20 protein-coding genes are annotated in these 17,597 nt (G+C 63.0%); 11 read left to right on the top strand and 9 right to left on the bottom strand.

What is annotated here, in order from left to right:
• Nucleotides 1-582 precede the first annotated feature (582 nt).
• The gene (locus ACTJKT_RS08965) at nucleotides 583-2,766 is read left to right on the top strand and encodes a TonB-dependent siderophore receptor (RefSeq protein WP_440786829.1); all 2,184 of its coding nucleotides are present in this window, start codon (nucleotides 583-585) and stop codon (nucleotides 2,764-2,766) included.
• A gap of 12 nt (nucleotides 2,767-2,778) precedes the next feature.
• Here the strand turns inward: ACTJKT_RS08965 and ACTJKT_RS08970 are convergent, their stop codons facing one another.
• From ACTJKT_RS08970 to ACTJKT_RS08980, 3 genes are all read right to left on the bottom strand, one after another.
• Nucleotides 2,779-3,177: an anti-virulence regulator CigR family protein gene (locus tag ACTJKT_RS08970; RefSeq protein WP_440786830.1), complete on the bottom strand. Its 399-nt coding sequence runs from the start codon at nucleotides 3,175-3,177 to the stop codon at nucleotides 2,779-2,781.
• Nucleotides 3,178-3,435: 258 nt separating this feature from the next.
• Nucleotides 3,436-5,082: a malate dehydrogenase (quinone) gene (gene mqo / locus ACTJKT_RS08975; protein WP_440786831.1), complete on the bottom strand. Its 1,647-nt coding sequence runs from the start codon at nucleotides 5,080-5,082 to the stop codon at nucleotides 3,436-3,438.
• 709 nt (nucleotides 5,083-5,791) lie between these two features.
• A complete protein-coding gene (locus ACTJKT_RS08980; RefSeq protein WP_440786832.1) occupies nucleotides 5,792-6,127 on the bottom strand; it encodes a hypothetical protein in 336 nt (111 codons plus the stop codon).
• Between the two features lie 283 nt (nucleotides 6,128-6,410).
• On the opposite strand from ACTJKT_RS08980, the gene ACTJKT_RS08985 reads away from it, so the two are divergent.
• Both ACTJKT_RS08985 and ACTJKT_RS08990 read left to right on the top strand, forming a co-directional pair.
• The gene (locus tag ACTJKT_RS08985; RefSeq protein ID WP_440786833.1) at nucleotides 6,411-6,806 is read left to right on the top strand and encodes a GFA family protein; all 396 of its coding nucleotides are present in this window, start codon (nucleotides 6,411-6,413) and stop codon (nucleotides 6,804-6,806) included.
• Nucleotides 6,807-6,968: 162 nt separating this feature from the next.
• The gene (locus tag ACTJKT_RS08990) at nucleotides 6,969-7,205 is read left to right on the top strand and encodes a DUF6555 family protein (protein ID WP_025804676.1); all 237 of its coding nucleotides are present in this window, start codon (nucleotides 6,969-6,971) and stop codon (nucleotides 7,203-7,205) included.
• Between the two features lie 83 nt (nucleotides 7,206-7,288).
• Here ACTJKT_RS08990 and ACTJKT_RS08995 read toward each other — a convergent pair whose 3' ends face one another.
• Nucleotides 7,289-7,537, bottom strand: coding sequence for a DUF1652 domain-containing protein (locus ACTJKT_RS08995; protein WP_053279888.1), 249 nt, complete (start codon nucleotides 7,535-7,537; stop codon nucleotides 7,289-7,291).
• 282 nt (nucleotides 7,538-7,819) lie between these two features.
• Here ACTJKT_RS08995 and ACTJKT_RS09000 point away from each other — a divergent pair, with 282 nt between their 5' ends.
• The 8 genes from ACTJKT_RS09000 (at nucleotide 7,820) to ACTJKT_RS09035 (ending at nucleotide 12,449) form a co-directional block, all read left to right on the top strand.
• Nucleotides 7,820-8,152 (top strand): DUF6388 family protein, encoded by a 333-nt coding sequence (locus ACTJKT_RS09000; RefSeq protein WP_440786834.1) that lies wholly within the window; start codon nucleotides 7,820-7,822, stop codon nucleotides 8,150-8,152.
• A gap of 51 nt (nucleotides 8,153-8,203) precedes the next feature.
• Nucleotides 8,204-8,908 (top strand): YoaK family protein, encoded by a 705-nt coding sequence (locus ACTJKT_RS09005; protein WP_440786835.1) that lies wholly within the window; start codon nucleotides 8,204-8,206, stop codon nucleotides 8,906-8,908.
• Between the two features lie 64 nt (nucleotides 8,909-8,972).
• Nucleotides 8,973-9,365, top strand: a complete 393-nt coding sequence (gene tusD, locus ACTJKT_RS09010; RefSeq protein WP_063431979.1) for a sulfurtransferase complex subunit TusD — start codon at nucleotides 8,973-8,975, stop codon at nucleotides 9,363-9,365.
• Between the two features lies 1 nt (nucleotide 9,366).
• Nucleotides 9,367-9,729 (top strand): sulfurtransferase complex subunit TusC, encoded by a 363-nt coding sequence (tusC, locus tag ACTJKT_RS09015; RefSeq protein ID WP_096374817.1) that lies wholly within the window; start codon nucleotides 9,367-9,369, stop codon nucleotides 9,727-9,729.
• Nucleotides 9,729-10,028 carry a sulfurtransferase complex subunit TusB gene (gene tusB, locus ACTJKT_RS09020; RefSeq protein WP_440786836.1) on the top strand — a complete coding sequence of 100 codons (300 nt, stop codon included), beginning with the start codon at nucleotides 9,729-9,731 and terminating at the stop codon, nucleotides 10,026-10,028. Before tusC ends, tusB begins: the two co-directional genes overlap by 1 nt.
• Nucleotides 10,025-10,360: a TusE/DsrC/DsvC family sulfur relay protein gene (locus tag ACTJKT_RS09025; RefSeq protein WP_440786837.1), complete on the top strand. Its 336-nt coding sequence runs from the start codon at nucleotides 10,025-10,027 to the stop codon at nucleotides 10,358-10,360. The genes tusB and ACTJKT_RS09025 overlap by 4 nt, the downstream gene beginning before the upstream one ends.
• On the top strand, nucleotides 10,357-11,358 hold the full coding sequence (locus tag ACTJKT_RS09030) for a glycosyl transferase family protein (RefSeq protein ID WP_440786838.1): 1,002 nt from the start codon (nucleotides 10,357-10,359) through the stop codon (nucleotides 11,356-11,358). Before ACTJKT_RS09025 ends, ACTJKT_RS09030 begins: the two co-directional genes overlap by 4 nt.
• Before the next feature lie 89 nt (nucleotides 11,359-11,447).
• Complete coding sequence (locus tag ACTJKT_RS09035) at nucleotides 11,448-12,449, top strand: glutathione S-transferase family protein (RefSeq protein ID WP_440786839.1); 1,002 nt, start codon at nucleotides 11,448-11,450, stop codon at nucleotides 12,447-12,449.
• 99 nt (nucleotides 12,450-12,548) lie between these two features.
• Here ACTJKT_RS09035 and cysG read toward each other — a convergent pair whose 3' ends face one another.
• From cysG to lolA, 5 genes are read right to left on the bottom strand one after another with little or no spacing between them, the layout of a single operon-like run.
• The gene (gene cysG, locus ACTJKT_RS09040) at nucleotides 12,549-13,943 is read right to left on the bottom strand and encodes a siroheme synthase CysG (protein ID WP_440786840.1); all 1,395 of its coding nucleotides are present in this window, start codon (nucleotides 13,941-13,943) and stop codon (nucleotides 12,549-12,551) included.
• Nucleotides 13,944-15,224, bottom strand: a complete 1,281-nt coding sequence (gene serS, locus ACTJKT_RS09045; protein WP_440786841.1) for a serine--tRNA ligase — start codon at nucleotides 15,222-15,224, stop codon at nucleotides 13,944-13,946. It lies immediately after the preceding gene.
• Nucleotides 15,225-15,240: 16 nt separating this feature from the next.
• On the bottom strand, nucleotides 15,241-15,615 hold the full coding sequence (crcB, locus tag ACTJKT_RS09050; protein ID WP_440786842.1) for a fluoride efflux transporter CrcB: 375 nt from the start codon (nucleotides 15,613-15,615) through the stop codon (nucleotides 15,241-15,243).
• Nucleotides 15,612-16,937 carry a replication-associated recombination protein A gene (locus tag ACTJKT_RS09055; protein WP_440786843.1) on the bottom strand — a complete coding sequence of 442 codons (1,326 nt, stop codon included), beginning with the start codon at nucleotides 16,935-16,937 and terminating at the stop codon, nucleotides 15,612-15,614. Before ACTJKT_RS09055 ends, crcB begins: the two co-directional genes overlap by 4 nt.
• Nucleotides 16,938-16,967: 30 nt before the next feature.
• Complete coding sequence (gene lolA / locus ACTJKT_RS09060; protein ID WP_440786844.1) at nucleotides 16,968-17,591, bottom strand: outer membrane lipoprotein chaperone LolA; 624 nt, start codon at nucleotides 17,589-17,591, stop codon at nucleotides 16,968-16,970.
• Between the last annotated feature and the right edge of the window lie 6 nt (nucleotides 17,592-17,597).

Consider the following 17,597-nt stretch of genomic DNA (forward strand, 5'->3'; position numbering starts at 1 on the left):
ATCGCGGGCAAGCCTCGCTCCTACACCCTTCCCCGAGGCATGCAGCATTCTCGATGGCGCCACTGCCTCTGTAGGAGCCAAGCTTGCTGGCGATCCAGGCGACGCGGTGGGTCAGGCAGACCGCTATCGCGGGCAAGCCTCGCTCCTACATCACTCTCCCGGGGCATGCCGCATGTTCGATGACACCACTGCCTTTGTAGGAGCCAGGCTTGCCGGCGATCCAAGCGACGCGGTGGGTCAGGCAGACCGCCATCGCGGGCAAGCCTCGCTCCTACACCCTTCCCCGAGGCATGCAGCATTCTCGATGGCGCCACTGCCTCTGTAGGAGCCAGGCTTGCTGGCGATCCAAGCGACGCGGTACGCCGTGCATGCCGCGGGCCCGATCTCTTGTATGATGGCGCGCTTCAAGAATGGGTCGCGGATTTCGTCTTGCCAATGACCACCGGAGCAAATCCGGCCTGACGCCTTCAGGGCACACAGCGCTTCCCCCGTCTTAAACAGCACGATGCTTTCCCGAGCGCGCCTGGGCCTCTGTGCCTGGTATTCGCCTGGTCCGGGATCGCCATCGTCGAGGAGCTTTTCATGGATATGCTTTACCGGGTTTCCCGCCAGGGGCTGCCCGCCCCGCGGTTCGCGCGCAATCTGCTGGGCCTGCTGCTGGCCGGTGCCGCGCCCGTGACCCAGGCCGCCGAAACCGAACTGCCGGCGCTGACCGTAACCGGCGAAGACCGCTCCGGCTATCAGGCCAGCAGCGCCGCGGTCGGCGGTTTCGAGTCGGCTCCTCTGCTCGATACGCCAGCCTCGATTGCGGTGATCAACGAAGCCCTGATCAAGGACCAGCAGGCCCGCCTGCTCAGCGAGGTGCTGAAGAACGACGCCTCGGTAGGCGAAAGCTATGCGCCGGTCGGCTACTACGAGAACTTCACGGTGCGCGGTTTCTCGCTGAACGCCGCCAGCAGCTACCGGATCAACGGCCGCAGCATCACCGGCGAACAGAATGTCGGCCTGGAAAACAAGCAGCAGGTGGAATTGCTCAAGGGGTTGAACGGCCTGCAGAGCGGCGTCAGCGAGCCCGGCGGGCTGATCAACTACGTGACCAAGCGCCCCACCGACGTGCGCTCGGTCACGGTCTCCACCGACGATCGCGGCAGCGGCTATGTGGCCACCGACGTCGGCGGCTGGTTCGGCAGCGAGCAGCAGTTCGGGCTGCGCGCCAACCTGGCCCACGAAGACATCCACTCCTACGTCGAACACACCAACGGCCAGCGCGACTTCGCCTCCCTGGCCTTCGACTGGAACATCAGCCCCGACGCCCTGCTGCAACTGGATGTCGAGTACCAGACCAAGGAACAGCGCTCGGCCCCGGGTTATCAATTGCTCGGCGGCTCCAGCCTGCCGCACCACGCCTCGCCGAAAAAGCTCCTGGCGCACCAGAGCGGTTCGAAGCCGGTCAGCACCGACGCGCTGAACCTCAACGGCAACTTCGAATACCGCTTCAACGATCAGTGGAAAGGCAACCTCAGCGCCTCCCGCAGCCGGGTAGTGATTGACGACTACAGCTCATTCGCCTGGGGTTGCTACGGCGCCGCCAGTTGCGCGGGCACGACGGTGCCCAATCACTTCAGCCCCGAGGGCGACTACGACATCTACGACTTCCGCAGCCCCGACGATACCCGGCGCAACGACGAAGTGCAGGCCGTCCTCAGCGGCAGCTTCGACACCGGTGGCCTGGGTCACGAACTCAGCTTCGGGACCAGCGCGTTCCGCCGCGTGGTGGACAAGCGCGACCCGATCAACCAGATGATCGGCAGTGCCAATATCAACGCTGAGCCAGCGGATTTCGCCCGTTACGACGGCCCGCTCAACGACTCCTACCGCCGCCTGGACAGCCGCCAGTACGGGCTGTTCTTCAACGATCGGATCAGCTTCAACGAACACTGGCAGACCGTTCTCGGCGGGCGTGAAGTACGCCTGGACGAGGAAACCTTCGACAGCCAGGGCGACACCACCCGCCACACCCAGCGTTATGTGTTCCTGCCCCAGGCCGCGCTGATCTACAAGCCGGTGCAGAACCTGGCGCTGTACACCCGCTACAGCAAGGGCCTGTCCCTGGGCGGCGAAGCACCGTGGTTCGCCAGCAATGCCTTTGAAATCCTCGCGCCCACCGTGTCGCGGCAGATCGAGGCCGGCATCAAATACGACTGGCAGCGCATCAGCCTGGCCGCGGCGCTGTTCCAGATCCGCCAGGCCTACCAGTACTCCCGGCCGAATGGCGACGGCACCTTTACCTTCACCCAGCAGGGCGAACAGAAGAACACCGGCCTGGAACTCTCGGCCAATGGCTGGGCCACCCAACGCCTGCAGGTCTCGGCCAGCGTCGCGGCAATCCGCGCGCGGGTCACCGGCAGCGACACTCCGGAGTATGAAGGTCACCAGGCGCTCAACGTGCCGACCCTGCGCGCCAGCCTCTATGGCGACTACGCCCTGCCCTGGTTCGACGGCCTGGCGCTGCTCGGCGGGGTGCAGTACAGCGGTCGCAAGTACGCCAACCGCGAGGGCGAAGTGCAGACCGGCAGCTACGCCGTGTTCAACATCGGCGGCCGCTACAGCACCCGCATCGACGGTTACGACACCGTATTCCGGTTGACTGTGGACAACCTGTTCGACAAGCGCTACTGGCGTGACGCCGGTGAATACATGGGCGATGGCTACCTGTTCCAGGGCGCGCCCCTGACTGCGCGCTTGAGTGCCTCGATCAACTTCTGATCGGGGCCTGCCCTACTGGAAGGCATCGACCAGGACGTCGAAGATCATCTGATTCGAGGTCCTGACCAGCAGCAGATCAGAGCCGGCACGCCACCATTGGTAGCCGTCATAACACGGCAGCTGCCGGACCAGTCTGGGGTTCAAGGGTCGCGACTGCTGTTTGGGCAGCGTCCTGCCCCGGCGCAGGTTCTGCCTGGCATCGGCCGGCAGCGCCGCAGCCGTGCTCCAGTCCCGCTTCGAAGCCTGCAACAGCGTTTTCACCTGGTAGTAGTTGACCACGGGAAGACGGTCCCAATTCGCATGGTCGTTGGAGTACCGGGCGTTGGCCTGCGTGCCAGGCGCGGCGTCGGCATCCAGTGGGATCGACAGCAGAATCGAGACGATCGAGATTAACGAGCCAGCTCTGAACATCGCCTTCTCCAGGCATCATTGCGTCGAGCTTATGGAAAGGGATTTCCCGGCAATAGTTCCCGGGCAGCCGTGAGCTGAATGTTTCGGTTAGAAATGCGCCATGGACGCAAGGCAGGATCGCAGGACACCAGGGCAAAGGCTCTTGAGCCCGCCACACAAACAAAAACGCCGCTCCTGGGAGCGGCGTTTTTTTAACCTGGAACGAACAGCGGGTTCCGGGTATTGGCTGCAGCCGACCGGGTCGGGCGCAGCCGGGTATTACAGAGCCATGTCAGCCGACGGGTTGCTCTCTTGCGCTTTCGGCTTGTCGCCAGCCGGCTGCTGAGGAGCAGCGGTCTGACCGATGGCCGGAGGCGGAGCCAATTGCAGCACTTCGCTGGTGTAGGCCCACTCTTGAGCGACACGCTCAGGACTGCCATTGAGCTGGGTACCGTAGCTCGGCACGATCTGGTGCAGCTTGGCCTGCCAGGCAGGAGTCGCGACCTTGTCCTTGAAGACCTTCTCCAGCACGCTGAGCATGATCGGCGCGGCGGTCGAAGCACCTGGCGAAGCACCCAGCAGGCCGGCAATGCTGCCGTCCTTGGCGCTGACGATCTCGGTGCCCAGTTTCAGCACGCCACCCAGTTGCTCGTCACGCTTGATGATCTGCACGCGCTGGCCGGCCTGCCACAGACGCCAGTCTTCAGCCTTGGCGTTAGGGAAGTACTCTTTCAGGGCATTCAGGCGGTCTTCATCCGACAGCATCAGCTGGCCGGCGAGGTACTCGACCAGCGGGTACTCCTTGATGCCGACCTTGGTCATAGGCCAGATGTTGTGAGTGGTGGTAGTGGTCAGCAGGTCGAGGTACGAACCTTCCTTGAGGAACTTGGTGGAGAAGGTCGCGAACGGGCCAAACAGGATCACGCGCTTGCCGTCCAGCACGCGGGTGTCCAGGTGCGGAACCGACATCGGTGGAGCGCCAACCGACGCCTTGCCGTAGGCCTTCGCCAGGTGCTGCTCGGCGATCGTCGGGTTCTCGGTCACCAGGAACGAGCCGCCCACAGGGAAACCGGCATATTCCTGGGCTTCAGGGATGCCCGACTTCTGCAGCAGGTGCAAGGCACCGCCGCCCGCGCCGATGAACACGAACTTGGCGTCGGTCTGGGTTTCAGTACCGTCTTTCAGGTTCTTGTACACCACGCGCCAGGAACCATCTTCGTTACGCTTGATGTCTTCGACTTCGCTGGACAACTTGAGCGAGAAGTTCGGCTGGGCCTTCAGGTGGCCGACGAACTGGCGGGTGATCTCGCCGAAGTTCACGTCGGTGCCGAGCGGCGACCAGGTGGCGGCGATCTTCTGCTTCGGATCGCGCCCTTCCATCATCAGCGGGACCCACTTCTTGATCTGCTCCGGGTCTTCGGAGTACTGCATGCCGGCGAACAGCGGGCTCGCCTGCAGCGCTTCGTAGCGCTTCTTCAGGAACTTGATGTTGTCATCGCCCCACACGAAGCTCATGTGCGGAGTGGAGTTGATGAACGAACGCGGGTTCTTCAGGACATCGTTCTTGACTTGCCACGACCAGAACTGGCGGGAAATCTGGAAGGCTTCGTTGATCTCGATCGCCTTGGCGATCTCGACCTTGCCGTCCTTGTTTTCCGGGGTGTAGTTCAGTTCCGCCAGGGCGGAGTGACCGGTACCGGCGTTGTTCCAGCCGTTCGAGCTTTCTTCGGCAACGCCGTCGAGACGCTCGATCATTTCCATCGACCAGCCCGGCTCCAGCTCATTGAGCCAGACACCCAGGGTCGAACTCATGATGCCGCCACCGATGAGCAGCACATCCACTTTTTTGGTCTCGGCGGCGTACGCGGAGCTGAGCCCCATCGTCATCGCCAAGCCCAGCAGGGCCGTGTTCACTTTTTTCAACATACAGTAGTTCCTACGATAGAACGCCATCCGCCCCCCATTCTCGATCATCAGTCGCCCCGGCACCGCCATGGGTTCCCGCACTCAGAAGAACTGAAGGGTGGGCACACAAGGCCGACATGACACTATCGACCTCAGTTTATATGTCGCTCCTGCGCTGACTTCTTATTCGCTATTGGCTTCAGCTACTTGAGTGACACTATTTTGTTGGGACGCCTTCGGACAGCATCGATCGACGGTCCGAAACGCCCGCTAAAACCACATTCCCATGGAGAGACTAGTCGGGTGTAACCAAAGGAGTGAATCAACAACACCCGGTATCACGATCGGCCTGCTGCCAACACCCTCGATCACCGCCTGACAGCGGCAAGGCCATGGGTATCGCACACAGGGATCGCCCCCAACCCTGGCAGCCCTCCTGCTGAAAACGAAATGGCCATCATGGGTGGTGGCTAACGCGCCATTGTCTACTGGACGGATAAGGCCGTCAAAAAAACTGTCGGATTTATCCTGTTTTTATGCAGAAACGTACCTTGATGATTCAAGAATTTGCCCGAATACAAGCAAGGTGAACGCCCTGGACAAGATCCGGCGAATACCAGGCACAAAAAAAGCCCTTGAACGGCCAGGGCTTTCTTGTGGATGGAGTCGCGCGACTCAACGGCAACGGGCTGTCACTTTGACAAACCCTTCACCCAAGGCATTAGGCGCTCTACAGGCAATCACGTACCGCCTTTTTCAGCGCGGCGGACTTGGCCCAGGGTGTTCCCTGGTAGAGCGAGACCAGGCTGCCGTTCTTCGACTTCACCACTTCCACGACCTCATCCGACGCCAGGCTGCCAGGAGCGGTGATCCGATAGCCATTGGAGATATCGGACTGGATGGTCCTGGGCGTCTCCCGCTGCCAGGCCGGCAAGACACACTGCGCATAGTCTTTCGGCGTTTTGCCAGTCAGCTCACTGAGATTCGGCTTGCCCGGTGCCAAAGCCGTGGGTAACGAACACCCGGCCAACAGTCCCATCAGCGACGCCCCTAGCCAAACTCGCATATGTCTTCCTCATCCCTAAAAAATCGAGAAATGTATCATTTGCCCGCTCCGATCGTTAGCAACACCTGCCTCTTTCGCCGAACGGTATCCCCGCCCGGCGATCATCACCTGATATCTGTCAAGAAAACGTTAACCCCATCACGTCCCCGAACAGGCAAATGACACTTTGTCCGCGGCGGACTCGATTGGCGGAAAATTCCCGCTGCCTGTCGTCTGCGCACCTTCCTGCACCCAGGGGCTGCCGGCTAGTTTGAGCAACCAGCCCACCCTTTGGAAAATAGCCATGACTCATCAAGGAAGTTGCCTGTGCGGCGGCGTACGCTACCAAATAAACGGAGAACTGACAGATGTACTGAACTGTCACTGCTCCATGTGCAGAAAGCTGCATGCCGCTGCCTTTCGTACCCGCGCCAAGGTCAGGAGCCAGGATTGGAAAACCCTGTGCGGGGAGCAGTTGCTGTCTTTTTATGAATCGTCCCCCGGGGAATGGAAAAGCTTCTGCTCCGTCTGTGGCTCCAGCCTGTTCACCCGTTTTGATGCCGACCCACAAGTTCTCGGATTCCCCTTGGGGACCCTGGACAGCGATCCTCGGGTCAGTGCAAACCGCCATGTCTTTGTCGGGAGCAAAGCGCCCTGGTTCACCATCACCGATGACCTGGCGCAACACGACACCTATTGAGGGCGGTTTCAGCCCGGCGCCATGGGATGCAGGACGATGCGACGAGGCATTTGAGGAGCACAGGGCGACTGTTCCTACAGTTCGGATGAGTGGTGCAAGCCAACAGGTTCTTTTGGGAATATCTTGAATCGCCAGCACCCCCAAAGCCCAAAGGACGCGGCGATGAACATCATCAAGACTTTCGAGATTCGCTACTGTTTTGCAGGTTCGCAAAGGACCTTCACTTACCAGGGCGTGCGATTGAGCGACAGCGACACCTGGTATCTGGCCTTCCTGCATTCCGGGTGCCTGATTACCCACGACACCCCTTGCGGCGGGACCTACCGCACCATGCAGAGATTCGCCGAACGCAGCGGCGTCACGCTGGCGAACTGGAGAGAGCTGTCTGAAAAGACCTAGCCCTGCCTCCCCCGCACAGCCCAGACGTCCGACACTCGCGCAAGGAAGCGCTCTACCTGTCCAATGCGCCACTTGCACAACAGCTAGAAACCGCCGGCAAATGCCCGACGCCCCGCCCTGATTTCAGTCCGCAACTCACCGACAAAATTGGCCGCCGCCCGAACACTGGTGAGATGCTCGGTCGAGACTCCGGTAATGAACAGATCGATCCGCCCGCTTTGCGGCTCGAAAACCTTGATCGCCAGGGAGCCGTCGAGGTTGACGCTGCAGGTGCAGGAAAGCGGCAGGAAACCGGACTCCAGGATCTGGCAAAGCTCGTCCATCGAGAGCATGGGAAATTCCTCCTTGGCGGGACCACTTGGAGAGAGTGCCCCTTGAGAATAGGTCACAAGAACGCAACTCATACCAAGGCATTCACTGCAAAGTGTTATCCAGCCCGCATTTTTGCCAGGCCAATCCGCTCAGTGGCACGGCGCGAGCACCACCCTGACCTTCAGTCGCGGCAGCGTCGGCCGAGCGCATTTTGACGCTGGACCGGCCAGGCGCTATGGTCGCTGGGCTTGCGCACCTTGCCAACCCGAAACGACTTCCTCCAACTCCATCCAGGATCGACGATGGCCGCACCCGAACACCCACATGAAGTGGCCCTGCAGAAGTTTCTCGCGGCGCGCCCGGAGCTTCGTGAAGCACTCGATCACCTCAACCCCCTGGCCGCCCAGGCCAGGGGCGAAACCCAGGAACAATACCGTGCCGAGCGACTGCACGAAGCCTTCGAGGCCGAGGCGGAACGTCAGGGCCTGTTTGCCTGGGAACTGAGCCTGCAACTGACCGCGCAGAGTGCGGAAGAATTCGCCGCGCAGCGGCTCGAAGTGCACCGGGAAGTGGCGGAAATGGCCGGCATGCCCTGGGCCGAGTATTGCGAGCTACACGGCCTGCCGCGCGATTGAGTGCAGCTCGGGCCTTCGATAAAGGATCACAGCCTCCATGAGTCAACGCTGATGTTGCCCTCTTCCACCAGCCCCCGTACTAACCCGGGCCTGCTGCGCCGCCAGAAATGGCGCGGCCGCATAGGCCTGTGCCTGGTCGCCAGCCTGTCGGTGCTGGCCGGCATGACCGATGCCATCGGCTTCATGGCCACCGGAGACTTCGTCTCCTTCATGAGCGGCAACACCACGCGCCTGGCCGTCGCCATCAGCGATGCCGACCTGGCCCTGACCCTGCATCTGCTGTTGCTGGTCGCCACCTTCATCGCCGGCAACGCCCTGGGCATAGTCGTCAGCCGCTTCGGTGGCCGTCGGGCCCTGCCGCTGCTGCTGTGCATTGCCACGCTGTTGTGCGCGGCGGCCGCCTGGCCATTTGAACAACGGCTGCCGGCCTTGCTGGCCGCGATCATCGCCATGGGCATGCTCAATGCGGCGGTCGAGGAAGTGAACGGGCTGCCCGTGGGCCTGACCTATGTTACCGGCGCCCTGTCACGCTTTGGCCGCGGCCTGGGCCGCTGGATGCTCGGCGAACGGCGCAATGGCTGGCGCGTGCAGCTGGTGCCCTGGAGCGGCATGTTCGCCGGTGCCGTGCTGGGCGCCGTTCTGGAGCAGCATCTCGGCCTCGCGGCCCTGTTCGTCAGCGGCCTGCTGTCGGCGCTGCTGGGGTTGTTGTCGCTGAAGATCCCCCATCGCTGGCAACTGGGCTACATGCCGCGCTAAAGCCACTTCGCCGGGCCCGGCATAAAGCTTTATCATGGCCCCAGGTTTGCAGACAGAGTTCTTCATGAAGTTCGCCATTGCCCTTTTTTCCGCCGCTCACGCGCCCTCCTCGCGCCGCGCCCTGGCATTCGCCCAGGCAGCGCTGGCCGGTGGCCACGAGATCGTGCGGCTGTTTTTCTATCAGGATGGCGTGCACAGCGCATCGGACAACATCGTCACCCCGCAGGACGAACTGGACCTGCCCGCGCAATGGCGGACCTTCGTCAGCGAGCACCAGCTCGATGGCGTGGTGTGCATTGCCGCGGCCCTGCGCCGCGGGGTGCTGGACCAGGAGGAAGCCGCGCGCTACCAGCGCCCGGCCGTCAACCTGAGCGCGCCCTGGGAGCTTTCCGGGCTCGGCCAGTTGCACGACGCCGTACAGGCGGCCGATCGACTGATCTGTTTTGGAGGGCCATAAGATGGCGCAATCCCTGCTGATTATCAGCCGCCAGGCACCCTGGTCCGGTCCCGGCGCCCGCGAAGCCCTGGATATCGTGCTGGCCGGCGGCGCCTTCGACCTGCCGATCGGCCTGCTGTTTCTCGACGACGGCGTGTTTCAGCTGGCCCCCGGGCAGCAAGCCGCTGCCGTGCAGCAAAAGGACCTCAGCGCCAATCTGCAGGCCCTGTCGCTGTTTGGTGTCGAGCAGTTGTTCGCCTGTGGCGCCAGCGTGGCGGAACGCGGCCTCGACCCGGCCGCGCTGAACCTGGACGAGGTGCAGGTCCTGGCCCCGGCCGAACTCGGCGCACTCATTGACCGTTTTGACCAGGTGATCACCCTCTGATGTCGACCTTGCACGTGTTGTCCCACTCGCCCTTCACCGACTCCCGGCTGACCAGTTGCCTGCGCCTGCTCGGCCCGCAGGATGCCATCCTGCTGTGTGGCGACGCGGTGTACGCCCTGCAGCCTGGCAGCGCGCCGCTGGCGGCCCTGCAGGAGCGCGGCGAGGCGCTGGCGCTCTACGTCCTGGCGGAAGACCACCAGGCCCGCGGCCTGGAAGTTCCGTCCTGGGCCACCAGTGTCGACTACCCGGCGTTCGTCGCGCTGTCGATCCACTACGACAAGGTCAACAGCTGGTTATGAATGCACTGACTGTCGGTGAACGCGCCATCGCCCTGGACAAGGACGGCTACCTGGTGGAGCTGGACGACTGGTCCAACGAAGTGGCCGATGCTCTGGCCGCGGCGGAACAGATCGAACTGACCCCCGAGCACTGGGAAATCCTCGAGTTGCTGCGCGGCTTCTATCAAGAGTTCCAGTTGTCGCCTGCGACCCGTCCCCTGATCAAATACACCGCCTTGAAGCTGGGCCCGGACAAGGGCAACAGCCTGCACCTGAACCGACTGTTCAAAGGCACTCCCGCCAAACTTGCCGCCAAGCTGGCGGGCCTGCCCAAGCCGACCAATTGCCTATGACCGATTTCGCTCCGTTGACCACCGAAACGCCCGCCGAGCATCCTTTCGCGCAGTTCGTGCGCATTCTCGGCAAAGGCAAACGCGGCGCCCGCAGCCTCACCCGTGAAGAGGCCCGCGAAGCCATGGGCATGCTGCTCGACGACAAGGTCGAGGACACCCAGCTCGGCGCCTTCCTGATGCTGTTGCGGCACAAGGAAGAAAGCCCCGAGGAGCTGGCGGGCTTTACCGAAGCCCTGCGCCAGCGCCTGCAGGCGCCGCCGATCAAGGTCGACCTGGACTGGCCCAGCTACGCCGGCAAAAAGCGCCACCTGCCCTGGTTCCTGCTGGCCGCCAAGTGCCTGGCGCAGAACGGCGTGCGCATCCTGCTGCACGGCGGCGGCGCCCATACCGCCGGCCGGCTGTACACCGAACAATTGCTGGAGCAGTTGCAGATCCCGCTGTGCCGCAACTGGCAGGCAGTCGCTACCGCGCTGGACCAGGGCAACCTGGCCTTTATCCCCCTGGGCGACTGGGCGCCACAACTGCAACGCATGATCGACCTGCGCAACACCCTGGGCCTGCGCTCACCGATCCACTCCCTGGCGCGCATCCTCAACCCGCTGGGCGCGCGCTGCGGCCTGCAAAGCATCTTCCACCCCGGCTATCAGGCCGTGCACCGTGATGCCAGCGGCCTGCTGGGGGACAACGTCATCGTGATCAAGGGCGACGGCGGCGAAATCGAGATCAACCCGGACAGCACCAGCCACCTGTACGGCACCACCGGCGGCATCAGCTGGGATGAGGAATGGCCGGCGCTGTCCGAGCAGCGCCATGTAAAACCGGCCAGCCTCGACCCCGAGCACCTGAAAGCCGTCTGGCGCGGCGATGTGCAGGACAGCTACCCGCAACTGGCGCTGATCGCCACCATGGCCCTGGCCCTGCGCGGGCTCGGCATGCCCCGGGAACAGGCGTTCGAGCAGGCTCGGCAATACTGGGATGCCCGCGATAGATCGATTTAACCGATCATAACCGCCCGACTTTTGCGTAATTCGTTCGAACTCCTCGGATTAGACTGCACGCCAATGCACACTGACCGAGGAGTTTTTTCATGGGCCTGCTGATTGAAGGACGCTGGCACGACCAGTGGTACGAAAGCAGCAAAGACGGCGCCTTCCAGCGCGAACAGGCGCAACGCCGCAACTGGGTGACCGCCGATGGCAAGCCGGGCCCAAGCGGCGAAGGCGGCTTCCGCGCCGAAGCCGGGCGTTATCACCTGTACGTTTCCCTGGCCTGCCCCTGGGCACACCGCACGCTGATCCTGCGCAAGCTCAAGGGCCTGGAAAGCCTGATCGACGTGTCTGTGGTCAGCTGGCTGATGCTGGAACAAGGCTGGACTTTCGACCGGGCCCTGGGCTCCAGCGGCGACAAGCTGGATCACCTGGATTTCCTGCACCAGCGCTACACCGCCGATACCCGCGACTACACCGGCCGCGTCACCGTGCCCGTGCTCTGGGACAAACAGCAGAAACGCATCGTCAGCAACGAATCGGCGGAAATCATCCGCATGTTCAACAGCGCCTTCGATGACCTGAGCGGCAACGGCCTGGACTTCTACCCGGAGCCGCTACGCCGTGAAATCGACGAGCTGAACGCGCGCATCTATCCGGCGGTGAACAACGGCGTCTATCGCGCCGGCTTCGCCACTTCGCAGCAAGCCTACGAAGCGGCCTTCGACGATGTGTTCGCCGAACTCGACTGGCTGGAACAGCGCCTGGGCAGCAAACGCTACCTGGCCGGCGAATACCTGACGGAAGCGGACATCCGCCTGTTCACCACGCTGATCCGCTTCGACGCGGTGTATTACGGTCACTTCAAGTGCAACCTGCGGCGCATTGCCGACTACCCCAACCTGTCGAACTGGCTGCGCGAGCTGTATCAGTGGCCGGGGATCGCCGAAACCGTGGACTTCACCCATATCAAGGGGCACTACTACGCCAGCCACCGCACCATCAACCCGACTGGCGTCGTGCCGAAAGGACCGGAGCAGGACTTCGATGCGGCGCATGATCGCGAGCGTTTGAGTGGGCGTGGGGTTTGGCGGAAGAATTGAGGTAAGCAATCGATCGCTATCGCGGGCAAGCCTCGCTCCTACATAGAAAACACCTTCTGTAGGAGCGGCCGGTCGACGCTCGATTGCCCGCGATGCTTTTCAGACCTGCGACTGCGCGCCTTCGAACCAGGCGAGCTTCTCGCGAAGCTGCACCACTTCGCCGACTATCACCAGGGTCGGCGCATGCACTTCATGCTCCGCCACCAGCTTCGGCAGGTCCGCCAGGGTGCCGGTGAACACCCGCTGGTTGGAGGTCGTGCCCTGCTGGATCAAGGCTGCCGGCGTATCCGCCGAACGGCCATGCTGGATCAGTTGTTCGCAGATCACCGGCAAGCCCACCAACCCCATGTAGAACACCAGGGTCTGCGCAGGCGCGACCAGGTCGGCCCAAGGCAGATCGGTGGTGCCATCCTTCAGGTGCCCGGTGACGAAACGCACGGACTGCGCGTAGTCACGGTGGGTCAGCGGAATCCCGGCATAGGCCGCGCAGCCGCTGGCCGCGGTAATCCCCGGCACCACCTGGAACGGAATGCCATGGGCCGCCAGCTCTTCGATCTCCTCGCCGCCCCGGCCGAAGATGAACGGATCACCGCCCTTCAGCCGCAGCACGCGCTTGCCCTGCTTGGCCAGGTCCACCAGTTGCTGGTTGATCTGCTCCTGGGGCAAGGCGTGATCGGCGCGGCGCTTGCCGACATACACCCGCTCGGCATCACGCCGGCACAGTTCGAGAATCGCCGGTGCTACCAGGCGGTCGTAGAGCACCACATCGGCTTGCTGCATCAGGCGCAGGGCACGGAAGGTCAGCAGGTCCGGATCGCCCGGCCCTGCTCCCACCAGATACACCTCGCCCGGTGCATGGGGCGCTTCGCCAGCGATCTTGGCCTGTAGCAAACGCTCGGCCTCATCGCCCTGCCCGGCCAGTTGCCGGTCGGCGATGGGGCCCTGGAACACGTCTTCCCAGAAAGCACGACGCTGCTGCACGTCCGGAAACAGGCCCTTGACCTGATTGCGAAAACGCGCGGCCAGACCAGCCAGTTGGCCGTAGGTCGAGGGAATCCAGGTTTCCAGCTTGGCCCGGATCAGGCGCGCCAGCACCGGCGCATCGCCGCCGCTGGAGACGGCGATCACCAGCGGCGAACGGTCGACGATCGCCGGGAAGATCACACTGCACAGGGCCGGCGCGTCCACCACATTGACCGGCACGCAGCGCCGATGAGCGTCGGTGGAGACCTGGGCATTGAGCGGTTCGTCGTCGGTGGCGGCAATGATCAGCACGCAGCCGTCCAGGTCCGCCTCGACATAACCGCGCAACAGGCATTCGCCGCCGCTGGCCGTGACCAGCTCGCGCAACTGTGGTTCCACTTCAGGTGCAACTACCCGCAGCAGCGCACCGGCGTCGGCCAGCAGGCGGGATTTGCGCAAGGCAATCTCCCCGCCGCCGACCACCAACACACGACTGCCGCGCAGGTTATGAAACAGCGGCAGAAATTCCATTTAGCCGATGACCTCGACGCCGCCCATGTAAGGCTTGAGCACATCAGGCACACGGATCGAACCGTCGGCCTGCTGGTAGTTCTCCAGCACCGCCACCAGGGTACGACCGACCGCCAGGCCGGAACCGTTCAGGGTATGCACCAGCTCCGGCTTGCCGGTTTCCGGGTTGCGGAAGCGCGCCTGCATGCGACGGGCCTGGAAGTCGCCGCAGTTGGAGCACGACGAAATCTCGCGGTACTTGTCCTGGCTCGGGATCCACACTTCCAGGTCGTAGGTCTTGACCGCGCTGAAGCCCATGTCGCCGGTGCACAGCGCCAGGGTGCGGTAAGGCAGTTCCAGCAACTGCAGGACTTTCTCGGCGTTGGCGGTCAGGCCTTCCAGGGCTTCCATGGAGGTCGATGGCTCGACGATCTGGACCATCTCGACCTTGTCGAACTGGTGCTGGCGGATCATGCCGCGGGTGTCGCGACCCGACGAACCGGCTTCGCTGCGGAAGCACGGGGTGTGGGCGACGAACTTGATCGGCAGTTGCTTCGAATCGAGGATTTCACCGGCCACGATGTTGGTCAGCGACACTTCGGCGGTCGGGATCAGGTACAGATCGGCTTCGTTTTCGCGGCTGATCTTGAACAGGTCTTCTTCGAACTTCGGCAACTGGCCGGTACCCACCAGCGCCGGTGCCTGCACCAGGTAAGGGGTGTAGGCCTCTTCGTAGCCGTGTTCGCTGGTGTGCAGGTTGATCATGAACTGCGCCAGGGCGCGGTGCAGACGGGCGATCGGCCCGCGCAGCAGGGCAAAACGCGCGCCCGACAGCTTGGCCGCGGTCTCGAAATCCAGCCAGCCGTGCTTTTCGCCCAGGGCAACGTGGTCCAGGATCGGGAAGTCGAACGCCGTCGGCGTGCCCCAGCGGCGCACTTCGACGTTGCCCTCTTCGTCGTCGCCAACCGGCACCGATTCGTGAGGCAGGTTCGGGATACCTTGCAGGATCGAGTCCAGCTCGGTCTGGATGCTTTCCAGCTCGACCTTGCCGGAAGTCAGCTCGTTCCCCATGCGCTCGACGTCAGCCATCAGCGGCGCAATGTCTTCGCCACGCTGCTTGGCCTGACCGATGGACTTGGAGCGCGCGTTACGTTCGGCCTGCAGTTGTTCGGTGCGGGTCTGGACGGTCTTGCGCTGTTCTTCCAGCGCTTCGATGCGTGCTACATCCAGGGCAAAGCCACGGGATGCCAGGCGGTCCGCTACGTCCTGAAGGTTGCTACGTAACAGTTTGGAATCGAGCATGTCGGTCTCTCGTTTATCAAAGTTTGGTCAGGGACAGGCCAGCCCAGGTCGCGAGCAGCCCGCCGAATACGCTGATGGTCGCATAGCCCAGGGCCAGCGGTACCTGTCCGCTCTCCAGCAGACGCAGCGTATCCAGTGAAAAGGATGAAAAAGTCGTCAGGCCGCCAAGGAAGCCCACCATCAACCCGGCACGCACCTCGATGGGCACCTCCGGGCGTATCAGAAACAGGCCGTACAGCACGCCGATCAACAGGCAGCCCACGATATTAACGGCCAGCGTCGCGGTATAGAAGTGCCGCGGCCAATTGGCGTTGATCCAGTTGCCGGTGGCAAAGCGCAACAGGGTACCGGCAATGCCGCCCACCGAGACGGCGACGATCAGCGGAATCACGGTTTTCTCCGCTGCCTGGGGCTGGCCCGGTCAAGCTCCGCCAGATGCTTGAGCTTCTCGCCGATCTTCAACTCCAGGCCACGGGGCACCGGTTGATAGAAGGGCTGTGGCTCCAGTGCCTCGGGAAAGTAGTCTTCGCCGGCCGCGTAGGCATCCGGCTCATCGTGGGCATAACGGTACTCGTCGCCGTAGCCCAGCTGCTTCATCAGTTTGGTCGGCGCATTGCGCAGGTGCAGCGGCACTTCCAGCGAACCATGTTCGGCGGCGCTGCGCATGGCGGCCTTGAAACCCATGTACACGGCATTGCTTTTCGGTGCGCAGGCCAGGTAGGTAATGGCCTGGGCCACCGCCAGCTCACCTTCGGGGCTGCCCAGGCGTTCCTGCACATCCCAGGCGGCCAGGCACAGGCTCAGTGCCCGTGGATCGGCGTTGCCGATATCTTCGCTGGCCATGCGCACCACGCGCCGCGCCAGGTACAGCGGGTCGCAACCGCCATCGAGCATCCGCGCGAACCAGTACAGCGCGCCGTCCGGGTTGGAACCGCGGACCGACTTGTGCAGCGCCGATATCTGGTCGTAGAAGGCTTCGCCGCCCTTGTCGAAACGCCGACGGGTATCGCCCAGCAGGCTCTGCAGCAGCTCGACACCGATTTCCGTGCCGTCTTCGGCGAGATCGGAGGCGTTCTCCAGCAGGTTGAGCAGCCGCCGGCCATCGCCGTCCGCCGCCGCCAGGAGCATCTGGAAGCCTTCGTCACTGAGGCTCAGCTGGCGCTTGCCCAGCCCGCGCTCTTCGCTCAACGCGCGCTGCACCAGCTTGTGCAGCGCCGCCTCGTCGAGGCTCTTGAGCACATACACCCGGGCCCGGGACAAGAGTGCGTTGTTCAGCTCGAAGGACGGGTTCTCGGTGGTCGCACCGATGAAAATCAGGGTGCCGTCTTCGACATAGGGCAGGAAGGCATCCTGCTGGGACTTGTTGAAGCGATGCACTTCGTCGACGAACAGGATGGTCCTGCGCCCGTACTGGGCCGCCTGCTGCTTGGCGATTTCCACCGCCTGGCGGATCTCCTTGACCCCGGCCAGTACCGCCGAGACCGTTTCGAAGTGCGCATCCGAGACTTTCGCCAGGAGCCGCGCCAAGGTGGTCTTGCCCACCCCCGGCGGCCCCCAGAAGATCATCGAGTGCAAGACCCCCTGCTCCAGCGCTTCGCGCAGAGGCTTGCCGCGGGCGAGCACATGCTCCTGACCGACGTACTCGTCCAGGTTGGCCGGGCGCAAACGCGCGGCCAGGGGTTGGGCGATCGGGTCACTGCGAAACAGATCCATGGCGGACGATTGAAACCTCTTGGCGTCGACTTATTCTTGAATCACGTCGGCACCCTTGGGGATGTCGAACTTGAACTTGGAGGCAGAGATCGGCTCGTTGGCCTTGACCCCGGTGAACAGGATATTGGTGCGCTGGCCAACGCTGTCGATCAGTTGCATGTCATTCACCAGACCGTTGCGGAACGACAGGCGCAGGCTGTCGAACAGGGTGTCCTTGGTTTTCGGCTTGAGGATGAAGTCGACCACGCCACCGGCTTCCTTGGCGCTGATGTCGAAGCTTTCGCTGATTTTCGACACGTCGCCCGACAGCAACAGGGCCGGGGTCTGGGTCAGGCGCTGGTCCAGGGTCTTGATGGTGACCTGCTCCAGGTCCGGGTCCCACAGGGAAACCTTCTTGCCGTCGGAGACCATCAGTTGCTCCTGCGGCGCATCGGTGTGCCAGTAGAACAGGCCCGGACGCTTCAGTGCCATGTCGCCAGCGGTTTCCTGCAGCTGGGTGCCACTGCCGTCGAGGGTCAGCTGCGAGAAGCGCGCGGTCAGGGTCTGGGACTTTTCGAGCAACTGGGTCAGGCGCGCCACGTCTTTCTGATCGGCATGGGCCGACAGCGTCGTTAAAGCCAGTACCGGTACCAGCAACATGCGGATAAGACGCATGGGAGT

The sequence above is a fragment of the Pseudomonas sp. 22526 genome (assembly GCF_052044735.1).
Taxonomy (GTDB): Bacteria; Pseudomonadota; Gammaproteobacteria; order Pseudomonadales; family Pseudomonadaceae; genus Aquipseudomonas; species Aquipseudomonas piscium.

Excerpts from the sequence above, each read along its gene's own strand:
- ACTJKT_RS09035 (WP_440786839.1), top strand. The coding sequence starts at position 11,448 with ATGGGCCTGCTGATTGAAGGACGCTGGCACGACCAGTGGTACGAAAGC.
- mqo (WP_440786831.1), bottom strand. The coding sequence starts at position 5,082 with ATGTTGAAAAAAGTGAACACGGCCCTGCTGGGCTTGGCGATGACGATG.
- ACTJKT_RS08985 (WP_440786833.1), top strand. The coding sequence starts at position 6,411 with ATGACTCATCAAGGAAGTTGCCTGTGCGGCGGCGTACGCTACCAAATA.
- ACTJKT_RS09030 (WP_440786838.1), top strand. The coding sequence starts at position 10,357 with ATGACCGATTTCGCTCCGTTGACCACCGAAACGCCCGCCGAGCATCCT.
- ACTJKT_RS09055 (WP_440786843.1), bottom strand. The coding sequence starts at position 16,937 with ATGGATCTGTTTCGCAGTGACCCGATCGCCCAACCCCTGGCCGCGCGT.
- ACTJKT_RS09005 (WP_440786835.1), top strand. The coding sequence starts at position 8,204 with ATGTTGCCCTCTTCCACCAGCCCCCGTACTAACCCGGGCCTGCTGCGC.
- ACTJKT_RS08980 (WP_440786832.1), bottom strand. The coding sequence starts at position 6,127 with ATGCGAGTTTGGCTAGGGGCGTCGCTGATGGGACTGTTGGCCGGGTGT.
- ACTJKT_RS08965 (WP_440786829.1), top strand. The coding sequence starts at position 583 with ATGGATATGCTTTACCGGGTTTCCCGCCAGGGGCTGCCCGCCCCGCGG.
- cysG (WP_440786840.1), bottom strand. The coding sequence starts at position 13,943 with ATGGAATTTCTGCCGCTGTTTCATAACCTGCGCGGCAGTCGTGTGTTG.
- ACTJKT_RS09025 (WP_440786837.1), top strand. The coding sequence starts at position 10,025 with ATGAATGCACTGACTGTCGGTGAACGCGCCATCGCCCTGGACAAGGAC.
- ACTJKT_RS08970 (WP_440786830.1), bottom strand. The coding sequence starts at position 3,177 with ATGTTCAGAGCTGGCTCGTTAATCTCGATCGTCTCGATTCTGCTGTCG.
- ACTJKT_RS09000 (WP_440786834.1), top strand. The coding sequence starts at position 7,820 with ATGGCCGCACCCGAACACCCACATGAAGTGGCCCTGCAGAAGTTTCTC.
- ACTJKT_RS08990 (WP_025804676.1), top strand. The coding sequence starts at position 6,969 with ATGAACATCATCAAGACTTTCGAGATTCGCTACTGTTTTGCAGGTTCG.
- tusB (WP_440786836.1), top strand. The coding sequence starts at position 9,729 with ATGTCGACCTTGCACGTGTTGTCCCACTCGCCCTTCACCGACTCCCGG.
- serS (WP_440786841.1), bottom strand. The coding sequence starts at position 15,224 with ATGCTCGATTCCAAACTGTTACGTAGCAACCTTCAGGACGTAGCGGAC.
- tusC (WP_096374817.1), top strand. The coding sequence starts at position 9,367 with ATGGCGCAATCCCTGCTGATTATCAGCCGCCAGGCACCCTGGTCCGGT.
- ACTJKT_RS08995 (WP_053279888.1), bottom strand. The coding sequence starts at position 7,537 with ATGCTCTCGATGGACGAGCTTTGCCAGATCCTGGAGTCCGGTTTCCTG.
- lolA (WP_440786844.1), bottom strand. The coding sequence starts at position 17,591 with ATGCGTCTTATCCGCATGTTGCTGGTACCGGTACTGGCTTTAACGACG.
- tusD (WP_063431979.1), top strand. The coding sequence starts at position 8,973 with ATGAAGTTCGCCATTGCCCTTTTTTCCGCCGCTCACGCGCCCTCCTCG.